Source organism: Natronobacterium haloterrestre, assembly GCF_900112205.1.
GTDB classification, from domain to species: domain Archaea; phylum Halobacteriota; class Halobacteria; order Halobacteriales; family Natrialbaceae; genus Natronobacterium; species Natronobacterium haloterrestre.
Window position 1 is genome coordinate 207,272 of the sequence record NZ_FOKW01000002.1, and the last position, 18,558, is coordinate 225,829.

At 65.5% G+C, this 18,558-nt stretch carries 20 protein-coding genes; 9 read left to right on the top strand and 11 right to left on the bottom strand.

All coding sequences use genetic code 11. The annotated features are described in order from the left end of the window. Positions 1 to 4: 4 nt before the first annotated feature. Positions 5 to 730, bottom strand: coding sequence for a bacteriorhodopsin (locus BM113_RS05085; protein WP_089785941.1), 726 nt, complete (start codon positions 728 to 730; stop codon positions 5 to 7). A gap of 171 nt (positions 731 to 901) precedes the next feature. Here BM113_RS05085 and BM113_RS05090 point away from each other — a divergent pair, with 171 nt between their 5' ends. Continuing rightward, positions 902 to 1,504, top strand: a complete 603-nt coding sequence (locus BM113_RS05090) for a hypothetical protein (RefSeq protein WP_089785942.1) — start codon at positions 902 to 904, stop codon at positions 1,502 to 1,504. A gap of 24 nt (positions 1,505 to 1,528) precedes the next feature. On the opposite strand, the gene BM113_RS05095 is transcribed toward BM113_RS05090, so the two are convergent. Both BM113_RS05095 and BM113_RS05100 read right to left on the bottom strand, forming a co-directional pair. Next, positions 1,529 to 2,203, bottom strand: a complete 675-nt coding sequence (locus BM113_RS05095) for a metal-dependent hydrolase (protein ID WP_089785944.1) — start codon at positions 2,201 to 2,203, stop codon at positions 1,529 to 1,531. Continuing rightward, positions 2,203 to 2,862, bottom strand: coding sequence for a metal-dependent hydrolase (locus tag BM113_RS05100; protein WP_089785946.1), 660 nt, complete (start codon positions 2,860 to 2,862; stop codon positions 2,203 to 2,205). Before BM113_RS05100 ends, BM113_RS05095 begins: the two co-directional genes overlap by 1 nt. Positions 2,863 to 3,034: 172 nt before the next feature. On the opposite strand from BM113_RS05100, the gene BM113_RS05105 reads away from it, so the two are divergent. Continuing rightward, positions 3,035 to 4,264, top strand: a complete 1,230-nt coding sequence (locus BM113_RS05105) for an RNA-guided endonuclease InsQ/TnpB family protein (RefSeq protein WP_089785948.1) — start codon at positions 3,035 to 3,037, stop codon at positions 4,262 to 4,264. 110 nt (positions 4,265 to 4,374) lie between these two features. On the opposite strand, the gene BM113_RS05110 is transcribed toward BM113_RS05105, so the two are convergent. From BM113_RS05110 to BM113_RS05120, 3 genes are all read right to left on the bottom strand, one after another. After that, a complete protein-coding gene (locus tag BM113_RS05110) occupies positions 4,375 to 4,788 on the bottom strand; it encodes a hypothetical protein (protein WP_089785950.1) in 414 nt (137 codons plus the stop codon). A 99-nt stretch (positions 4,789 to 4,887) separates the two neighbouring features. Next, positions 4,888 to 5,181 carry a MarR family transcriptional regulator gene (locus BM113_RS05115; RefSeq protein ID WP_007140198.1) on the bottom strand — a complete coding sequence of 98 codons (294 nt, stop codon included), beginning with the start codon at positions 5,179 to 5,181 and terminating at the stop codon, positions 4,888 to 4,890. A gap of 190 nt (positions 5,182 to 5,371) precedes the next feature. Continuing rightward, positions 5,372 to 6,982, bottom strand: coding sequence for a long-chain-fatty-acid--CoA ligase (locus tag BM113_RS05120; RefSeq protein ID WP_089785952.1), 1,611 nt, complete (start codon positions 6,980 to 6,982; stop codon positions 5,372 to 5,374). 185 nt (positions 6,983 to 7,167) lie between these two features. Here BM113_RS05120 and BM113_RS05125 point away from each other — a divergent pair, with 185 nt between their 5' ends. Both BM113_RS05125 and BM113_RS05130 read left to right on the top strand, forming a co-directional pair. After that, positions 7,168 to 7,497, top strand: a complete 330-nt coding sequence (locus BM113_RS05125) for an EMC6-like membrane protein (RefSeq protein ID WP_089785954.1) — start codon at positions 7,168 to 7,170, stop codon at positions 7,495 to 7,497. 2 nt (positions 7,498 to 7,499) lie between these two features. Further along, entirely contained in the window at positions 7,500 to 9,314 is a 1,815-nt protein-coding gene (locus tag BM113_RS05130; protein WP_089785956.1) for a ribosome biogenesis/translation initiation ATPase RLI, read from the top strand. Positions 9,315 to 9,587: 273 nt separating this feature from the next. Here the strand turns inward: BM113_RS05130 and BM113_RS05135 are convergent, their stop codons facing one another. Further along, entirely contained in the window at positions 9,588 to 10,109 is a 522-nt protein-coding gene (locus BM113_RS05135) for an archaemetzincin family Zn-dependent metalloprotease (RefSeq protein WP_089785958.1), read from the bottom strand. Between the two features lie 39 nt (positions 10,110 to 10,148). On the opposite strand from BM113_RS05135, the gene BM113_RS05140 reads away from it, so the two are divergent. Beyond that, the gene (locus BM113_RS05140) at positions 10,149 to 10,565 is read left to right on the top strand and encodes a UPF0146 family protein (RefSeq protein WP_177209102.1); all 417 of its coding nucleotides are present in this window, start codon (positions 10,149 to 10,151) and stop codon (positions 10,563 to 10,565) included. A 90-nt stretch (positions 10,566 to 10,655) separates the two neighbouring features. Continuing rightward, positions 10,656 to 11,543 carry a TIGR01548 family HAD-type hydrolase gene (locus tag BM113_RS05145; protein WP_089785962.1) on the top strand — a complete coding sequence of 296 codons (888 nt, stop codon included), beginning with the start codon at positions 10,656 to 10,658 and terminating at the stop codon, positions 11,541 to 11,543. A gap of 18 nt (positions 11,544 to 11,561) precedes the next feature. On the opposite strand, the gene BM113_RS05150 is transcribed toward BM113_RS05145, so the two are convergent. Further along, the gene (locus tag BM113_RS05150; protein WP_089785964.1) at positions 11,562 to 12,008 is read right to left on the bottom strand and encodes a response regulator; all 447 of its coding nucleotides are present in this window, start codon (positions 12,006 to 12,008) and stop codon (positions 11,562 to 11,564) included. 154 nt (positions 12,009 to 12,162) lie between these two features. On the opposite strand from BM113_RS05150, the gene BM113_RS05155 reads away from it, so the two are divergent. After that, positions 12,163 to 13,749 carry an FAD-dependent oxidoreductase gene (locus BM113_RS05155; RefSeq protein ID WP_089785966.1) on the top strand — a complete coding sequence of 529 codons (1,587 nt, stop codon included), beginning with the start codon at positions 12,163 to 12,165 and terminating at the stop codon, positions 13,747 to 13,749. A 38-nt stretch (positions 13,750 to 13,787) separates the two neighbouring features. On the opposite strand, the gene BM113_RS05160 is transcribed toward BM113_RS05155, so the two are convergent. After that, the gene (locus BM113_RS05160; RefSeq protein WP_089785968.1) at positions 13,788 to 14,618 is read right to left on the bottom strand and encodes a glycerophosphodiester phosphodiesterase; all 831 of its coding nucleotides are present in this window, start codon (positions 14,616 to 14,618) and stop codon (positions 13,788 to 13,790) included. Positions 14,619 to 14,776: 158 nt separating this feature from the next. On the opposite strand from BM113_RS05160, the gene hisH reads away from it, so the two are divergent. Together hisH and BM113_RS05170 are read left to right on the top strand one after the other, a co-directional pair. Continuing rightward, a complete protein-coding gene (gene hisH, locus BM113_RS05165) occupies positions 14,777 to 15,439 on the top strand; it encodes an imidazole glycerol phosphate synthase subunit HisH (RefSeq protein WP_089785970.1) in 663 nt (220 codons plus the stop codon). 963 nt (positions 15,440 to 16,402) lie between these two features. Then, complete coding sequence (locus BM113_RS05170) at positions 16,403 to 17,602, top strand: Cdc6/Cdc18 family protein (RefSeq protein ID WP_089785972.1); 1,200 nt, start codon at positions 16,403 to 16,405, stop codon at positions 17,600 to 17,602. 12 nt (positions 17,603 to 17,614) lie between these two features. Here the strand turns inward: BM113_RS05170 and BM113_RS05175 are convergent, their stop codons facing one another. After that, positions 17,615 to 17,971: a hypothetical protein gene (locus BM113_RS05175; protein WP_029601507.1), complete on the bottom strand. Its 357-nt coding sequence runs from the start codon at positions 17,969 to 17,971 to the stop codon at positions 17,615 to 17,617. Positions 17,972 to 18,089: 118 nt separating this feature from the next. Then, positions 18,090 to 18,518: an S-layer protein gene (locus BM113_RS05180; protein WP_089785974.1), complete on the bottom strand. Its 429-nt coding sequence runs from the start codon at positions 18,516 to 18,518 to the stop codon at positions 18,090 to 18,092. Between the last annotated feature and the right edge of the window lie 40 nt (positions 18,519 to 18,558).

Here is an 18,558-nt window from a genome sequence, read left to right on the forward strand (position 1 = left end):
CTCGTTAGCTCGGTGCGGCCGTCGGCGTGACGGCGCTCTCGAGGACCGAGCGGCTGCGGAGCAAGACCACACCGAATCCGACCTTCGCCGAGAGGTCGAGCACCATGAACGCGGCCGTCTCCCAGTACAGCGGGAGGATGCCGAACGTTCCTTCGGTGCCGAGGATCCAGACGACCGGGTACAGGAGCCACAGCACGATGACCAGGTTACGAAGGGTGCCGAACAGCGACGCGACCTCGGCGGACTTGCTTCGGGCCTTCTCGGAGAGGGTCCCCACGAGGACGTACAGGAGGACCAGCAGGGCGCCGGTGCTGATGCCCCACCACGCGATGCGGGTCGCGGGAGTCGACGCGAACGTCGCGATCGCGCCGGTGCCGATCATGAACACGTCGAGTCCGATCAGCGTCGCGATCGTGTTGCGGTTCGCTCCGGCGAGCAGCGACAGGTCGAGCAACAGGAGCGGCGTCGTGAACAGCCAGTCGGTGTATCGCGCCCAGTAGATCGTGAGCGCCTCGTCGCCGACCATGACTTCGGTGACGCCGAAGCCCGTCGCCATCGCGAAGTAATTCACCGCCGCGATGGCCGTAATGAATATCGTGATGATGTAAAACTCCTGCATCTTCGCGTCGCGAACGCCGCGTCCGCGGCCGACGAAGTACAGGGTGCCGAGTGTCATTCCTATCGTCCCGATCCACAGCCACAGGGATTCCGGACCGACTGCTGTGGTCATATATAAATGTTCGATCGATTGTTATATACTGGTTATGCCTAACGAGATACCCCCCCTCCAACCTACGAGCGACTGAACGTCCGGATAGTTGACCATGGGTACAAAACCGTAGCGTATATCCAGCGTCCTCGTCTCCCAATACATAGCCCGACGCGATTCCTTTCAGAACAGATGACCCCAACCGATCCGAACGATCCGATCGCGGACGCACTGCTCGGCGAATCGACGTACGAACGGCTCCGAGTGGAGCGATACGCGCTGATCAAACGCCGGATTCCGGAAAAACTCGTCTACCAGAGCGCCCTCCTGTTTGCGCTCGCGCTCGTCGTTCCGATCGTCGCTACCTATCCGTCCTCGGTCCAGGCCGGCTTCCCGGGCGGCGATCCCCTGTGGTCGTCGCCGCTTGTCCTCTGGGTCGGCGTCTACGCCGGCGGCATCGAGTTGGCAACGGCAACGTGTCTCGTTGCGGTGGCTCTCGTTCGTCGCCGATGGGAACCCCGGCTCTCGGAGTCGCAGGTGCACGCGTTACTGAACGTCGAGGACGTCGCGTCGATGTTCGGACTGGCGACCGGCGGCTTCGCGATCCTGATCACGGTCGGGTTCTTCCTGCTCGGCCACGCCGGTCCCGAGACGTTCTCCTCAGTCGTCGAAGCCGCCCCGCGCAACCCCTACGGAGCGACCGGTCTCTCCGTCCCCGTGATCGCAGTCGGCACCGCGGCGGCGATCAGTTCCTCCGTCGTGTACTCGATCGGCCGGTACCTCTCACACGACTGAACTCGGCCGAGCCACCGACTCGAGTCAGGCCTCGTCGCGTCGCTTCTGGAACCGACGAGCGACCAGCACGAACGGACCCGCCAGTACCAGAAACAGCTGCCAGCCGCTCTCGGCGACCGGAAACAGCCGTTCGACCGGTTCGTCGGGTTCCTCGACCGTGTCCGAGGGTTCGACCGGGTTGGCGACGTGCGTGTCCGCGGTCGTCCCCGTCGCCCCCACGTCCGTCACCTCGCCGCCGTCGGCGCCGACGTCGACGTCGACGAACGTCTGGACGATCCCATCGGTCGTCGAGAGGGCGAGTTCCCCTTCGAGGCGGAGGAACCGATCGTAGACAGGATAGAAGGCGTTGATCCCCTCGAGATGGGCGTAATCCAGCAGCGCGTGGGCGAAGACGTGGACGAACAGGGCGACCCACGCCACAGTAACGCCTCGCTGCCCCCATCGGCCGCGGAGCCACGACCGCTCGGAGTCGCGGTAGCGGGTGTCCCAGTACAGCCACAGGCCGGCCAGCAACGGGAGAGTCAGGTTGTGTAACAGGGCACGGTGGGCACCGTCTAACCACAGCCCGGCAGCAGAGTCGATCTCGGGGAAAGCGACCAGAGCGAGGAGGACGGCGACGACCCGTCGATCGAGCACGCCTCGCCACAGCCCCGCTGCGAGCAGGAGTGCGAAGCCGGCGTGGACGGTCGTCGACGGCATCACCGCTCACCCGCCGTTCCCGAGAGGTGGAATCGAACAGCGACGGCAGCCACCGCAGCCCCGACGACGGTCAGTTGCCAGCCCGACTCGACGATCGTGAGTCGCCGTTCGATGCCCGTCTCGAGTCCGGGTCCGGGCGTCGGGTTCACCCAGGTCTCGACGTGGTGGTTGGCGGTCGTGCCGGGCGAAGACAGCCACAGCAGACCCTCGCCGCGTTCGACGAACGTCAGGATCACGCCCTCGTGGGTCGACAGGAGGAGTCGGCCGACGACCGCGTAGAACCGGTCGTGGACCGGATAGAGCAGGTTCACGCCGCCGGGCCCGAACAGATCGAGACCGATTCCGGCGACTGCGTAGGCAGCGAGCGCGACCCAGGCGACGCGGACGCCGTCCCAGCCCCACCGTCGGCGGAGCCACGATCGGTCGGGATCACGGTAGCGGGTATCCCAGTAGAGGGCGACGAACACCGCGCCCGGGAGCAACAGCGTGTGGAAAGCGGCGTTGGTCGCGCCCGGAACCGCGAGGCCCAGAACCGCGTCGAGGTCGGGAACCGCCGCGGCGACGGCGACGACGAGGACGGACCGGCGATCGAACGCCGAACCCAGCAACGCGAGCGCGAACAACGCGCCGACGGCGACGTTGACCGTCGTCGGTGCCATGGTAGCAACTCCGACTCGAGGCCGGTAAACGTATCGGCGGTGTTATAGAAAGTACGAGGCGAAAACCCACGGCTTTAGCCGTGGGATGAAGCCGACAACTGGGAATCAACCACGCTCCAGTAACAGGCCGACTCCCCCAACGTTTAAGAAACATCTGCCCTACATATAAGATATGGAGGTGCGGCGTACTGTCCCCGTTGCGCTCGACGTGGACAGTGACGACGCCGCACTCCTCGAAGACACCGTAGACACGTTCCTCTGGTCGGCACAGTATGTTGTTGACCACGCTTTCCAAGGCGAGTACGTCACCACCAGCAAAACCGCGCTGGACGACGAAACCTACGATGACGTGCGCGAGAAAACGGACGGCTTCAACGGTGGACTGGTGCAAGCCGCTCGGAACAAGGCCGCTGAAGCCTGCAAAAGCGTCGTCGAACGCTGGAAGCGAGGTAAGAAGGCATCAAAACCCACGTTCACCAGTCCGCACGTTGTCTACGACAAACGCACTGCGACGTTCCACGACGACTACGTGAGCCTCGCCACCACAGACGGTCGCATCGAAGCCGACTACGTACTGCCCGATGAGGATAGCGACACGCCGCACTCGGAATACCTGTTTTCCGATGAGTACGAAACCACGGGTGCGGAACTGCACTACCAAGACGGCGATTGGGTGCTTCACATCCACTGCAAGAAGGACGTGGAGTCTGACACGTCGGAACAGGCGACCACCGAGAACGGAACGGTTCTTGGGGTTGACCTCGGCGTGAACAACCTCGCCGTCGCTTCGACGGGCACGTTCTGGATGGGCGACAAGTTCGACCACTGGAGGCGTGAGTACGAAAAGCGGCGTGGCTCACTCCAACAGTGCGGGACGCGATGGGCGCACGAGAACATCCAAGCCGTTGGACGGAAAGAGAAAGGACGGTTCAAGCAGATGCTCCACCGCATCAGCAACGAATTGATCGCGGAAGCCCGCGAGAATGGGTGTTCTGTGATTGCGTTCGAGGATTTGACCGACATTCGTGAGCGGACTGGTGCATCGTGGGGGCACAAGTGGGCGTTCGACCGTCTCTACGAGTATGTCGAATACAAAGCCGAAGAATACGGCATCTCTGTGGAGCAGATTGACCCTGAGAACACGAGTCGGCGTTGCTCTCACTGCGGGTTCACCCATCCCGACAACCGCGAGGACGAAGACTTCGAGTGCCTGAAGTGCGGGTACGAGAACCACGCCGACTACAACGCCGCGAAAAACATCGGGTTACGGTATCTCCGTCGCAACCAAACTGGGGGCGACGGAGGCGCACCCTTGGGCGTGCGCTTGAACAGCGGGATGTTGAACGTGAACGGAGGCTACTCTCCTGCCACTGCTAGTGGCCAGAACGGGAGTCCACGCTGAATCCCACCGCTTTAGCGGTGGGTAGCTCAAGTTTCCGGTGGCGGTCCGCCGGGATCGCCCTCCGGTCGGCGGGAGACGCGGGCAGACCCGCAACGGAAAACGAAGACCGCCTAGCCGTCGGTGTCCATCGTGTACAGATCCGGATTGCGCCACCAGAACAGGCCCCACGAGAGCAGGAATCCGGCCGCCATCGCGACCAGTTCCTGCAGCAGTCGCCAGGTTCCCAGATCGATGATCGCGACCAGTGCGATCGACGACCCCACGGCCGCACCGACGAGGACGAACGCGACGTCGCCGACGATGCGTTCGCGCGGGTTCTCCCAGTAGTGCTGTCGGTCCTCGTCGTACCAGACCCCGACGTAGATCAGCACGGGCGACATCGCCGTGATGATGGTAATGACCTGGTACCGTTCCGGAAGGATCCCCTGGGAGATCAACACCGCGTTGACCAGTTGCGCGACGAGCGACGCGGCGAACAGTCCCACCAGCAGCCATCCCCACCGCGGTAACCGTTCCTTGTCCATGATCGGGAACGGTTACTGCTGGAAAATAATCCTGCCGTTTGTCCGTTTCCCGGTTCGTGACCGGCATCGCCGGGACGATTCAGCGTCGGGTCGGGAGGCTCACTCCGCGCAGCAGGCGTCTTTCTTCGGCGACTCGTCGACGCCGTTGCCGTCCGCAGCGACCGGTTCTTCGAGCCGGTAGAGACTCTGTCGCGCGTCCGCAAAGTAGATGTCCTCATCGACGATGCCGATCTCCTCGAGTCGCTCGAGCGCGTATCGAACGGTCCGGGCCGAAAGCATCGATTCCTCGACGATCTGTTTCTGCGTCAGGGGCCCGTCGTACTCGAGTACCTTGAAAACGAGTTTCGCACTTGGAGGTAAGTCCTCGATTTCCTCCCCGTCAGTCTCTGCCATATTACGTTTCGAAAGGTCCCAGGAGTATAAAGCTTGAGCCTTACCAGCGTCTTTCGTACAAAATTCCGTGAATCTGGCGGAGTTAAAATGTATTGTGTGGCGTCGAGACGGACGAAATACGCATTTGACTACCTAGTCAGGATCGTCCGGTGGAGAGACGGCGAGAACAACGGGTCGCGGCCGGACTCCGTTATCCTTCGCCGATCATCCGGTCCTCGTCCTCCCACTCACGCTTGCGAAGTTCGTACTTCTGGGTCTTTCCGGTGGCCGTCTTGGGTAGCTCCTCGACGAACTCGACGCGGCGGACGACCTTGTAGCTCGCGAGCCGTTCGCGGGTGTAGTCGGTTAGCTCCTCGGCCGACACCGGCGGGTTCTCCGCATCGCCGTTCGATGGCACGACGAACGCCTTCGGGGTCTCTCCCCACTCCTCGCTCGGCGCGGGGATCACCGCCGCGTCGGCCACCGCGTCGTGGTCGAACAGCGCGTCCTCGAGTTCGATGCTCGAGATGTTTTCGCCGCCGGAGATGATGATGTCCTTCTTGCGGTCCCGGAGCGCGATCATGCCGTTCTCGTCGACCGTCGCGAGGTCGCCCATGTGGTAGTAGCCCTCGACCCGGTCGTTGAACGCCTCCTCGGTCTGTTCGGGCTTGTTCCAGTAGTGGTCCATCACTTGGTTGCCCCGGACGACGACCTCGCCCAGCGTCTCGTCGTCCTGCGGGACGTCGTTACCGTCCTCGTCGACGACCCGGACCTCGGTCCCGAGCACGCCTATCCCCTGTCGTTTCTTGATCTCGAAGCGGTTCTCGTCGTCGATGAGCCGCTTGGCGTCGGAGATCGTGATCAGCGGGCCGGTCTCGGTCGCCCCGTAGAGGTGTTTCAGGTACCAGCCGAACTCGTCCTCGACCGCCCGGATCGTCGCCTCTGGCGGCGCACTTCCGGCGGTCGTCACCCGGACCTGGTTCGCGCCGCTCATCTCGGGTTGGTCGTTGTTCTCGTAGTAGTCGATCAACTGGTTGAGCACTGCCGGCGCGGCACAGAGGAAGGAGACGTCCTCCTCGCGGATCGCGTCGACGACCTCGTCGGCGTTGACCCCACGCGTACAGACGTGGGTTGCACCCATCCCTGTCACCGCGTAGATGTGGCCCCAGCCGTTGACGTGGAACATCGGGAGCGTCCACAGGTAGGTGTCGTCGCTCGTGATCTCGTGGTAGATCGACATCAGGTAGGCGTGGATCGTCTCCGTCCGGTGGGTGCGACAGACGCCTTTCGGATCACCCGTCGTTCCCGAGGTATAGTTGATCGTGATGATTTCGTCTTCGGCCATCTCCGGTTCGTCGTAGTCGGGATCGGTATCGGAGATCGCGACGTCGAACGACTCCCACTCGCCGTCGACGCGTTCCGTATCGTTGGTGATGAACGTCTCCGTCGGCACCTCGTCGCGGATCTCCTCGACCTTCTCTGCGTACTCGTAGTCGGCGTAGATGGCGTCGACGCCCGCGTCCGAGAGGATGTACTCGTAGTCGTCGGACGTGAGCCGGTAGTTCAGCGGCGTAAACACCGCGCCGATGCTCATCGCTCCGTAGGCCGCCTCGAGGTGATAGTGGGTGTTCGGGTCCAGCACGGCGACGCGGTCCCCCTTCTCGATCCCCCGCTCCTGGAGCGCCGCGGCGAACCGGTCGACGCGGTCTCCGAGTTCGGCGTAGGTAAAGCGGTCGCCGTCGGCCCCGACGACCGCCTCCTCGTCGGCGTAGTGGTTGCGAGCCTGCTCGAGGAAGTCCGTGACGACGAGTGGTGTCTCCATGACCGGACGTTCAGCAACGACCATGATAATATTTCCTTTTAGGGAGACATACGCCAGGACCGACAACCACTCTCCGCCGGAGCCTCGAGTAGGGATCTTTCCTCCGCCCGCTGGTCTTCGACTCGAGCCGTCGCCTGGATCCCGAACCCGAACCCCTTTTCACCACCGACGACAGAGTCACGTCCATGTCGACCGAATCGATTAGCGACCGACGCGAGCACATCCGCTCGGTCAGCGTGACCGCGCTGTCCGCGCTGCTCGGCGTCGGCGCGGCGCTGGCGTCGTTTGCCCTCACGGGCGATCTGCCGCCAGTCGAAGCAGCGACCGACTCCCGGGCGCTGGCGATCGTCGTCGGGGCGATCCTCGTCCAGTTCCCGCTGATCGAGTACTCGGGTCTCTACGAGGACGACGAGTTCGGCGTGAAACACTACCTGTTCATCACGTTCATGACGTTCTCGTTCTGGTTCGTCGTCTGGGGGATCCTCCTGACCGCCCAGTTCCAGGCCCAGCTCTAACCATGGCTGACGATAGTATCGCCGTCGTAGACCTAGAGCGGTGCCAGCCCGATCGGTGTAGCTACGAGTGCAAGAACTACTGTCCGCCCAACCGGACCGGCAAGGAGTGTATCACTCTCCGGGGGGAGGAGACGGACGAGGGTCAGCCCGAACAGGTCCGTATCTCCGAGGAGATCTGTCTGGGCGAGACCTGTGGCATCTGCGTCGAGAAGTGTCCTTTCGACGCCATCGAGATCATCAACCTCCCACAGGAACTGGGGGACGATCCGGCCCACCGCTACGGCGAGAACGCCTTCTCGCTGTACGGGCTGCCCGCGCCACAGGAAGGCAAGGTGACGGGTATCCTCGGTCCGAACGGGATCGGGAAGACCACCGCGGTCCGTATCCTCGCGGGCGAACTCGAGCCCAACCTCGGCCGTCACGACGACCCGCCGGGCTGGGACGAGGTGCTCGAGGAGTACCGCGGCACCGAGATCCAGGACTACATCGCGGACGTCCGCGACGGAGAGATCACCGTCGCCCGCAAGCCCCAGTACGTCGACCAGATCCCGAACCAGTTCGACGGCAACACCCGCCAGTTGCTCGAGAGCACGGACGAACGCGGCGCACTCGAGGAGATCGCCGAACGGCTCTCGCTGGGTCCGGTCATGGAGCAGTCGATCGAGGACCTCTCGGGCGGCGAACTCCAGCGGGTCGCGCTCGCGGCGACGCTGGTCCGCGATACGGACTTCTACTTCCTCGACGAGATCACGCCGTACCTCGACATCGGCCAGCGGGTCACGGCCGCGCGGCTGATCCGCGAACTCGCCGAGGAACAGGGCAAGTCGATGCTGGTCGTCGAACACGACCTCGCGATCCTCGATCTGGTCGCGGACACGCTCCACGTCGCTTACGGTGAGCCCGGGGCCTACGGTGTCATCACGTCGCCCAAGTCCGTCCGTAACGGAATCAACGAGTACCTCGCGGGCTACCTCGACAACGAGAACATGCGGATCCGCCAGGATCCTATCGAGTTCCAGGAGCACGCGCCCCGGACGGCTACCCACGGCGACGTCCTCGTCGACTACCCCGACCTCACCAAGAGCTACGGCGACGGCGAGTTCACCCTCGAGGTCGAGGGCGGCGAGATCCGCGAGAACGAGGTACTGGGGATCGTCGGGCCGAACGGGATCGGGAAATCGACCTTCGCAAATCTCCTGACGGGCAACTTAGAGCCCGACGAAGGCGAGACCGATCTCGATCTGGACATCTCGTACAAGCCACAGTACGTGACGATCGACCAGCACATGCGGGTCGACGCCTTCCTCTCCTCGATCACGGACCAGTTCGGCTCCTCGTACTGGAACACCGAGATCGCCCAGCCGCTCCAGCTCGAGCGGATCATGGAACAGAACCTCTCGGATCTCTCCGGCGGGGAGCGCCAGCGGGTGGCGATCGCGGCCTGTCTCTCCGACTCCGCCGATCTCTACCTGCTCGACGAACCGTCCGCGCACCTGGACGTCGAACAGCGGGTGCAGGCCACGAGCGCGATCCGCCGGTACGCCGAACAGCAGGACGCGACGGTGATGGTCATCGACCACGACATCTACACGATCGACCTGCTGGCCGACCGGCTGATGGTTTTCGACGGCGAACCGGCCGTCGAGGGTCGTGCGACCCCGCCGCAGTCGATGCGTGACGGCATGAACGAGTTCCTGGCGAACCTCGACGTTACGTTCCGGCGCGACGACCGCACGTCGCGGCCGCGGATCAACAAGCCCGGCTCTCAGCTGGACAAGGAACAGAAATCGCAGGGCGAGTATTACTACGCGCCCTGAGTCGCTGCGGGGCGACATCGCGTTCGCGTTCGCATCTGCGTCTGCGTCTGCGTTTGCGTTCCGGTTTTCGACGGTTCCGTTCGTTTCGCCGTCTCGTGTGCGAGTCTCGTGTCCGAGTCCCGAGTCCGGGACCTCGCCAGTTTCTTGCGGTGGTGGTAAGGACAACTGGTCGAACGGTCGGGCGGTGAGCCAGTCGGGCGGTGAGCCAGTCAGCCGGTGAGCCAGTCAGCCGGTGAGCCAGTCAGCCGGTGAGCCAGTCAGCCGGTGAGCCAGTCAGCCGATCAGTCGCTGGCAACTCCCACAGAGGTTCTCCTCTTTGATGTCGACCTCGCGCACGGTCGGCGAGAAGTTCATCACGCAGCGGTTGTTGTCGCAGTGTTCCAGCCCGTAGGTGTGGCCGATCTCGTGGACGATCTCCTTTCGGACGCGGTTCTCGAAGATCTCGCTTGCGCTCTTGTTCGAGAAGCCGCCGTCGCTCGAGGTCTGGAGCCGGTAGGTCGAGACCACGCTCCCGCTGCCGTCGAGGTAGGCCAGCCCGAAGACGTAGTTTCGCCGGCGATAGAAGAGGTCGTGTGGCGTGATCGCGATGTTCTTGTCGCCGCGGCCGACGCGTTCGGCGAGCTGGATGAACGTCTCCGCGGAGTACTGGTTCCGGCCGGAGTCGTAGGCACCGTTTGGAACCGACTGCGAGTCGTTGATCGTCACCTCGCAGTCGTAGACCGATCGTAACGCCGACGAGGCCGCCCGCTTGACCTCGGCGGTGACGTTACCGACCGGCACGATGTCGACGAGCATGGCAACTGCTATGGGCGGCGATACCATAAACGTCCCGCCGTGTCCCACTCTCGCCGAAATCTCGAGTCAATGATCGATTACCTGCTCGCGTACGATCGGGTGGTCGAGGTGGGGATCGGTCGCCGCACCGAACTGGCCGCGACCCTCGTCCGCGAGGGGGTGGCGGTGACGGCGACCGACGTCCACCCGCGGGCGGTCCCGGACGGCGTCCGGTTCGTCGAGGACGACGTCGTCGACCCCGACCCTGCGGTCTACGCGGGCGCCGACGCGGTCTACGCCCGGAACCTGCCGCCCGAACTCCACCGGCCCGCGCTCGAGGTCGCCCGCGAGGTCGACGCGGACCTGCTGTTTACGACGCTGGGCGGCGACCAACCGGCGGTTCCGGTCGAGCGGAAGACGATCCGGGAGGGGACGCTGTACGTCGCCCGGGAGGGGCCGGGTTCCGGCGGCGGGTAGCTGGCGGCGAACGAATCGCTGGGGAAGCGCTCGCTGTTGTCCGCGCCCCAAATCGACCGCCTTTATTCCCGCCGGCTCGTTCGTGGCCGTATGAACGCAGACGCCGTCGTGTTAGACGTCGACGGAGTGCTCGTCGACGTCGCCGACTCCTACCGGCGCGCGATCCTCGAGTCAGTCGAGCACGTCTACGGCCGGACGATCCGCAAGGAGGACGTCCAGCCGTTCAAGGACGCGGGCGGGTTCAACAACGACTGGGAACTGACCTACGCGGCTGCGCTGTACGTCCTGGCGACCGAGGAGGGGTACGACGCCTCGATCGACGAATTCACCGACCACATCGCCGCGGAGGGTGGCGGCCTCGAGGCGGCCGAGACCGCCGTCCGCGACGGGATCGGCGCGCGAGCCACTCAGCGCGTGACTGATCGCTGGGATCGCGAACGGCTCCGGGACGTCTTCCAGCAACTCTACCTCGGCCCCGAACTCTACCGGGGGCTCGAGGGCGGCGAGTTCGACGACGACATCGATTCCGAGGACGCGGGCTTCATCCACGACGAACCGGTTCTGCTCGAGGACGAGGCTCGCGAGCGACTGCTCGCCGAGTACGACGTCGGGATCCTGACCGGCCGCCCCGAGGCGGAGGCCGAGATCGCGCTCGAGCGCGTCGGACTCGAGTCGGAGGTGCCCCTCGAACACCGGTTCACGATGGACGACTGGGAGGAAGGGAAGCCCCACCCGCGGGCGCTGACGACGCTCGCAGAGCGGTTCGACGCCGACGCGGTCGCGTTCGTCGGCGACACGCTCGACGACGTCCGGACCGCGGTCAACGCCGCGGAGGCGGACCCGGACCGGGAGTACCGCGGCGTTGGCGTCCTGACCGGCGGCCTCACCGGCGAGGAGGGTCGCCGGAAGTACGAACGCGAGGGCGCGAGCGCGGTCCTGACGTCGGTCAACGATCTGCCGGCACTGCTCGAGTCCTGACCGTCGTCGTCGGAGCCGTCACTTCGAGGGGAGCCGCACGAAGGTGAGCCAGAACTCCTCGAAGGAACTGACGAGGTCGACGAACTCCTCGGGTTCGACCGGTTTCTGGACGTAGGCGTTCGCGTGGAGGTCGTACGAGCGGGCGATGTCCTCCTCCGCGTCGGAACTCGTCATCACGATGACCGGGATCCGGCGGAGTTCCGGCTCGGACTTCAGCTCCGAGAGGACGTCCGCGCCGCTGATCCCGGGCAGGTGGAAATCGAGCAACACCAGGTCCGGGTCGGGACGATCGGCGTACTCGCCGCGTCCGTAGACGAAATCGAGCGCCGCCTCGCCGTCGGAGACGGTGTTGACGTCGCAGGCGATGCCCGCGTCTTCGAACGACTCCGAGAACAGTCTGGCGTCCCCTTCGTTCGGCTCGACGAGCAGGATCGTGACGGCATCCGCAGACTGTGGGGGGTTCATACGGGATAGTACGGGGCGAATCGGATCAACGTCTCGGTGACGGCGATTCCTCGATTCTACGGCTGTCCGACGGGGCGTGACGGAGCACGCAGTGAGGGCCGAACGCTGACCGCCGCCCGTTTTTTGCCCGTCGTCGGTGTAGGGGAGCCAGCCCATGCCGGCGTTTACCCGCGACGACGATCTCCCCGGCGAACCGACCTCCCCGTGGCTGGCGACGACCCGAGAGGAGACCGGAAGCGACCGCGTGGCAAGCGACGACGCCGGCGATCCGGCATCCGACCGCTCGCTCGAGTCCCTCCGGTCGGTCGACGTGGCCGTCGTCGGGGCCGGGATCACTGGCCTCTCTACCGCGATCGAACTCCGGGACCGGGGCGAGACGGTCGCCGTCCTCGAGCGCGACCGCGTCGCGGCCGGGACGACGGGGCGGTCGACGGCCAAACTGACCAGCCAGCACGGGCTGATCTACGACCACCTGCGCCGGGAGTTCGGCCCGCGAACGGCCGCCACGTACGGGCGGGTTCAGGAGAACGCCATCGACGCCGTCGAGGACCGCATCGAGGAACTGGGGATCGACCCCGCGTTCGAGCGACGGCCCGCCTATCTCTACGGCGACGAGGCGGACCCACTCGAGCGCGAGGCCGAGGCCGCCGAAGCCGCGGGGCTGCCCGCGAGCTACGTCACCTCGGTGCCGCCGTTCGAGCGGGCCCGGGCAGCGGTCCGGTTCGACGACCAGGCGGCGTTCCACCCGCGGAAGTACCTGCTCGCGGTCGCCGACGAACTGCGGGCGGACGAGGGCGCCTTCCTGTTCGAGGGAACCCGGGTCACCGACCTCGAGCCCGGCGCGCCGGTTCGCGTCCGGAGTCCGGACGGGACGGTCGCCGCGCGTCGGGCCGTCGTCGCGACGGGGTACCCGATCCTCGACCGCGCGGGCTATTTCACCCGGCTGCACCCCAAACGTTCCTACGTGCTCGGACTCCGGCTCGAGGGCCGCGCGCCCGAGGGGATGTATTACCGGACGGGGAAGAACTACCGGTCGGTACGGACCCACCGCGACGAGGACGGTCGGCTCCTGCTCGTCGGCGGCGAGAACCACAAGACGGGCCAGGGCGGATCGACGCGGGAACGGTACCGCCGCCTGCTGCGCTGGGCCCGGGAGCGGTTCCCCGTCGCCTCCGTCGCCTACCGGTGGTCAGCCCAGGATTACGTCCCCGCCGACCGCGTTCCGTTCGTCGGCCGCGCCGGCCCGGGGGCCACGAACGTCTTCGTCGCGACCGGCTTTCGCGGGTGGGGGATGACGAACGGCGTCGCGGCGGGACGGCTCCTCGCCGAGCGGATCGCGACGCCGGGGGAGGGGCCGGCCGAACTCGAGGTCTTCGACCCGCTGCGGCTGACGCCGAAGGCCTCGCTCGGGACGGCGCTCACCGAGAACGCCGACGCCGTCAGCGAGTTCGCGACCGACTGGCTGCGGACGTTTTTCTCGCCCGACCGCTCCGTCCTCGAGCGGGGCGAGGGGAGGGTCCTGCGACGCGGCGGGGAACCGATCGCCTGCGCGCGCGACGCCGCCGGCGACCGCTACGCCGTCTCGGCGATCTGTCCGCACACGGGGTGTCTGGTCGACTGGAACGACGCCGAGGCGACCTGGGACTGTCCCTGCCACGGCTCGCGGTTTTCGCCCGACGGCACCCTCCTCGAGGGGCCGGCGACGGAGGGGCTGCCGTCGCGGGAGCCGCCCGGGAACTGACGGGACCGTCGCTCCCGCTCGAGCACGGCTACGGGTGGTCAGCGACTCGAGAGCCCAGGATACTCCGCGACGATCCCGTCGACGCCGGCCGCCGCGAGCTGGTCGTACTGGTGCCAGGTCTCGACGGTCCAGACGTTGACCGCTCGCCCCGCGTCGTGGGCCCGCTCGAGCACGTCGATTTCCGGTTCATCGGACGGGAACCCTGCGTAGCTCGTAGTCGCGAGCGCCGTTCCGGCGACGGCGTTTCGCGGCGGGTGGATCGCCTCGCAGTCGTATCGGTCAGCGACCTCGAACCCGGCCTCGAGGTCGTCCCACACGAGAACCCCGGCAGCGTACCGGGAGTCGACCGCCCGGAGCGCGGCCAGCGCGCCCTCGCAGAACGAGGAGAACAGCAGTTCCCCGCCGAACCCGTCGCAGACGTCGACGACGCGCTCGACGAACGGTTCCCAGACCGCCCGCCGCTCGTCGCGCTCGTCCGGCGCGAGCGACTCGCCGACGCGCAGGTCCGCCGCGCCGGGGTTCTTCAGCTCGACGTTGAGACCGACCGTCTCGGGGACTGCCTCGAGCACCTCGGCCAGCGTCGGCACCGTCTCGTCGGTTCCGAGCACTCGCGCCGACCGTATCTCCTCGAGGGCCGTCTCCCGGACGAGTCCCTCGGCGTCGGTCAGCGGCCGGCCGTCGCGCTCCCGGGTCCCCTCGAGGCGCTCGTCGTGGACGACGACGGGCGTTCCGCAGGCGGCGGGCTGGACGTCGATCTCGATCATCGTCGCGTCGCTCGCGGCGGCCTCCCGGACGGCACGGCGGGTGTTCTCGGGCGCGACGCCGGCGTACCCCCTGTGGGCGACGAGTTCGGGCGCGGACGCGTGCATACCGGAACGACGACGGCCCGGGTAATGGAGGCTGTGCTGCCCTTCCGTCGTCCGCGTTTCCCCCGCGGGAGGGGTTTCGCGTCCTCGTTTCGGGTCTCGAGCGTGCCGCTCGTTGCACGAAAGACAACACACTTGAGCGCTCTCCCCCGAGTACGGGTATGAGCACCGTCCCGTCCGAACCGACGCAGTCGCTCGCCTCCGTGGTCGTCGTCGACTACGGGTTAGGGAACCTGCGCAGCGTCACCCGCGGCCTCGAGCGTGCGGGCGCAGACGTCGAGATCACCGACGATCCCGCGGCGTTCGAGGCGGCCGACGGGGTCGTCCTGCCGGGTGTCGGCGCGTTCCGCGAGGGCGTCGAGAACGCCGACCCCCTCCGCGAGGACCTGCTCGCGGTCGCGGAAAGCGACACGCCGCTGTTCGGGATCTGTCTCGGCATGCAGATGCTGCTGACGACCAGCGAGGAGGGCGAGAACGACGGCGAGTCGGCCGTCCGCGGACTCGACCTGATCCCCGGCACCAACGTTCGCTTCGACGACGGCCAGAAGGTCCCGCACATGGGCTGGAACCAACTCGAGGTCGAGCGCGAGCATCCGCTCGTCGAGGGAATAGATGGGGAACACGCCTACTTCGTCCACTCCTACTACGCCGTTCCGGACGACGGGGACGCCGTGGTCGCGACGACCGACTACGAACGGGAGTTCCCCTCGATCGTCGCCAACGAGGAGGGCAACGTCTTCGGGACCCAGTTCCACCCGGAGAAGAGCGGCGAGACGGGGCTGCGGATCCTGCGGAACTTCGTGGAGATCTGCGCCGACGAGTAGTTTTTCGCTTCTTTCTCTCGGGAGCGACGCTCGAGAGGGTCGTTCCGGAACGGTACGGGGAAGCCACGGGATCGGTGACCAGCGGCGGGTCCCGATCCGCCCGGAGACACACCCCTCGGTGCCGCTGTATGGGCCCTCGAGAAGGACGGAGCGTTCTGAATACGTCGATTATGACTCTTGTTAATCGGGCGAAGAGGAGGGTGAGCGATAGGCCGGGCCACTGTGAATCGCTATCATTAAATAGAAAACCTGTGTCAAATTCCGTCGAGCGGGTCGAACGGCTCGGCGCTCGGGCGGGGTCGAACGCCCGTACGCTCTCGAGTAGACGCTTTCCTCGCCGTCAGTTGCGTGTTTGCGCCTCTCGCGGCCGTCCGTCCGATCCCAGCACGATCGGACCCCCCTTTCGAATCGACGGCCTCACCACACCGATACAGCGGCACTCCGGGGTGTGTGTCTCCCCATACAGCGGCACCGCGGGGTGTCGAACGATCCGTTCGGCCTCGATGACAATTCTTTTGAACCGATACAGCGGAAATACGGTGTTCGCATCGCGCTCGAGGCCGGCGATCCGGCTTCGCGTCGCCTGTCGCAACGTGGCCGGAAGCCCGTGGGACGACTGGAGACGACCGGAGACGACACGATACAGCGGCACTCCGGGGTCGGGCCCCCTGCTCTCGTGTGCTCCGACCCGGCGAGAGACCGGGAGACTCGCCTGCGGAGCTCTATCGCGGACCGGGAGGGGCTATACGGCGACACTGCGGGGTCGACCGCACCTATACAGCGGCACCGCGGGGTCGTCCACGTCTATACAGCGGAACCGAGGGGTGTCCGATCCGCTATACAGCGGAAATACGGGGTCCAAATTCTTATTCAGCGGACGTCAAAATCCGAAAGTCACGCTATACAGCGGAACTGTGGTTCCGAACGCTTAAGTCGGACCCGCGAAACGGTACTCGTATCCGAATGTCGGATTCGATGGACTACTTCGGGAGCGAGAACGAGATCTTCCGGAACAAGGAACTCCTGCAGGTCTCCCATCTCCCCGACGGCGACCGCATCATCGGCCGCGAGGACGAACTGTCGGACCTCGCGAACGCGATCAAACCGGCGACGCGGGGCAACACGCCCAACAACGTGCTCGTCTACGGCAAGACGGGGACCGGAAAATCGCTGTGCTCGAAGTTCATCACGACCCAGGCCGTCGAACGGGCAGAGCGCAACGACGTGTCGATCGGCGTCGCCTACGTCGACTGCCTCCAGGAGTCGACCGAGACCCAGGCCGTCCAGTCCGCCGGCCACCAGCTCAACGACCAGCCCGAGACCGACATCTCGATCCCCCACTCGGGGTTGAGCACGTCGGAGTACTACCGGCGGCTGTGGCGGATCATCGATACCCGCTACGACGTCGCCCTCATCATCTTAGACGAGGTCGACAAGATCGAGGACGACGACATCCTCATGCAACTCTCGCGGGCCGTCGAGTCCGGCAAACTCACCTCGAGCACCGTCGGCGTCATCGGCATTTCGAACAAGGTCCGGTACAAGGACTCGCTGGACGAACGCATCAAATCGAGCCTCTGCGAGCGCGAGTACGTCTTCTCGCCGTACGACGCGACCCAGATTCGGGAGATTCTCCGGTCGCGCTCGGACGCGTTCCACGAGGGCGTCCTCGAGGACGGCGTCGTCCCCCGCGTCGCGGCGCTTGCGGCCCGGGAACACGGCGACGCGCGGAAGGCCATCGACATCCTCCGCTTTGCCGGCGAGATCGCCGAGGAGAACGACCTCGAGACGGTCACCGAGGACTGCGTCGATCAAGCCCACGAGCGCGAGGAGACAAGCCGGCTGGCGGAACTGATCTCCAAGAGTCCCAGCCACGCGAAACTCGTGCTCGAGGCGATGGCGCTGTTGACCCAGCAGAAGGAGGGCGACGACGCGCCCGTGACGACCAACGAGGCCTACGACCTCTACAAGCGCCTCTGCGAGCGGGACCAGTCCGATCACCTGAAACTGCGCCGGGTTCGGGACATCCTCTCGGAACTCGAGTTCCTCTCGATCATCGAACAGGAGCGCAAGTGGGCCGGCAAGGGGAAGGGCAACTACATGGAAAACCGGCTGATCGACGATCCGGCGGTCATCCTCGCGGCCTGTAACGAGTCGGAGTGATTCCAGATCGGGTCAGAGGAACTCGCGAACCTCCGAGTACCACATGTCGTGGTAGTCGACGTGGCCCACCCGCCGGGCGATGGCCACCGCGAGGACGTGCCAGCAGAGGTCCGTCGGATCCTCCGCGTCGAGGTTGTACTCGCTGTCCTTGCAGGTACAGCCGCCGCCCTCGACGATGTACTCGTCCTCGTAGCCCACGACGATGGTGAAATCGCGGTAGGTCTTGACCCGGTTCTCGCTGACGGCGTCGATCGCCCGGATCCCCCGGTCGCCGTGCAGGCGGGAGATCTGCTCGACGATCTCCGGGGTCAGTTCCCCCTCCTCCTCGAGTTGGGCTTGCCACCGCTCGACGGGCGTGGCCTCCGACACGACCGGAACTGTGTACCGCACTGTAAAATCGGTTTGGTTGTTCCGTCGGGAACCCGCGAGGGGACCGCGCAATCCCGCGGATCGCTGACCGACGGAACCAACGAATCGAAAATCGCCGTTACTCGGCGTCCGAATCGCCCGTCGCGCCCTCGAGCACGATCGTCACCGTCTCGTCTTCGTCTTCCTCGAGCGTGACGGACTCCTCGACGGTCTCGAACTCGTCGTCGACGCTCTCGACGGTGATGGTGTATTCGCCCTCGTAGATGAGGCTCGCACCGGTGATCTCGCCGTTCTGGATGTCGTTCCGGTAGTTCGCGGTGAAGTCCTCCTCCTCGCTTTCGATGGTGACCGCGACTCCGGAGGAGACGGGGTCGCCGTCCTCGTTCTCGAGTCGAATCGTGAGGTCGCCGGGATCGTCGAGTTCGAAGTCGGCGGAGTCGTCGCTTTCTTCCTGCTCTTCGTCGCCGGTACAACCCGCAAGTCCGACGGCCGCGAGGGCCGTGAGACCTGCACCGAACCGTCGGCGGCTAAGTGATCGTCGGCTCACACCTCTTCGCAGCTTCCCTTTCGAAATAAACGTTCAGATA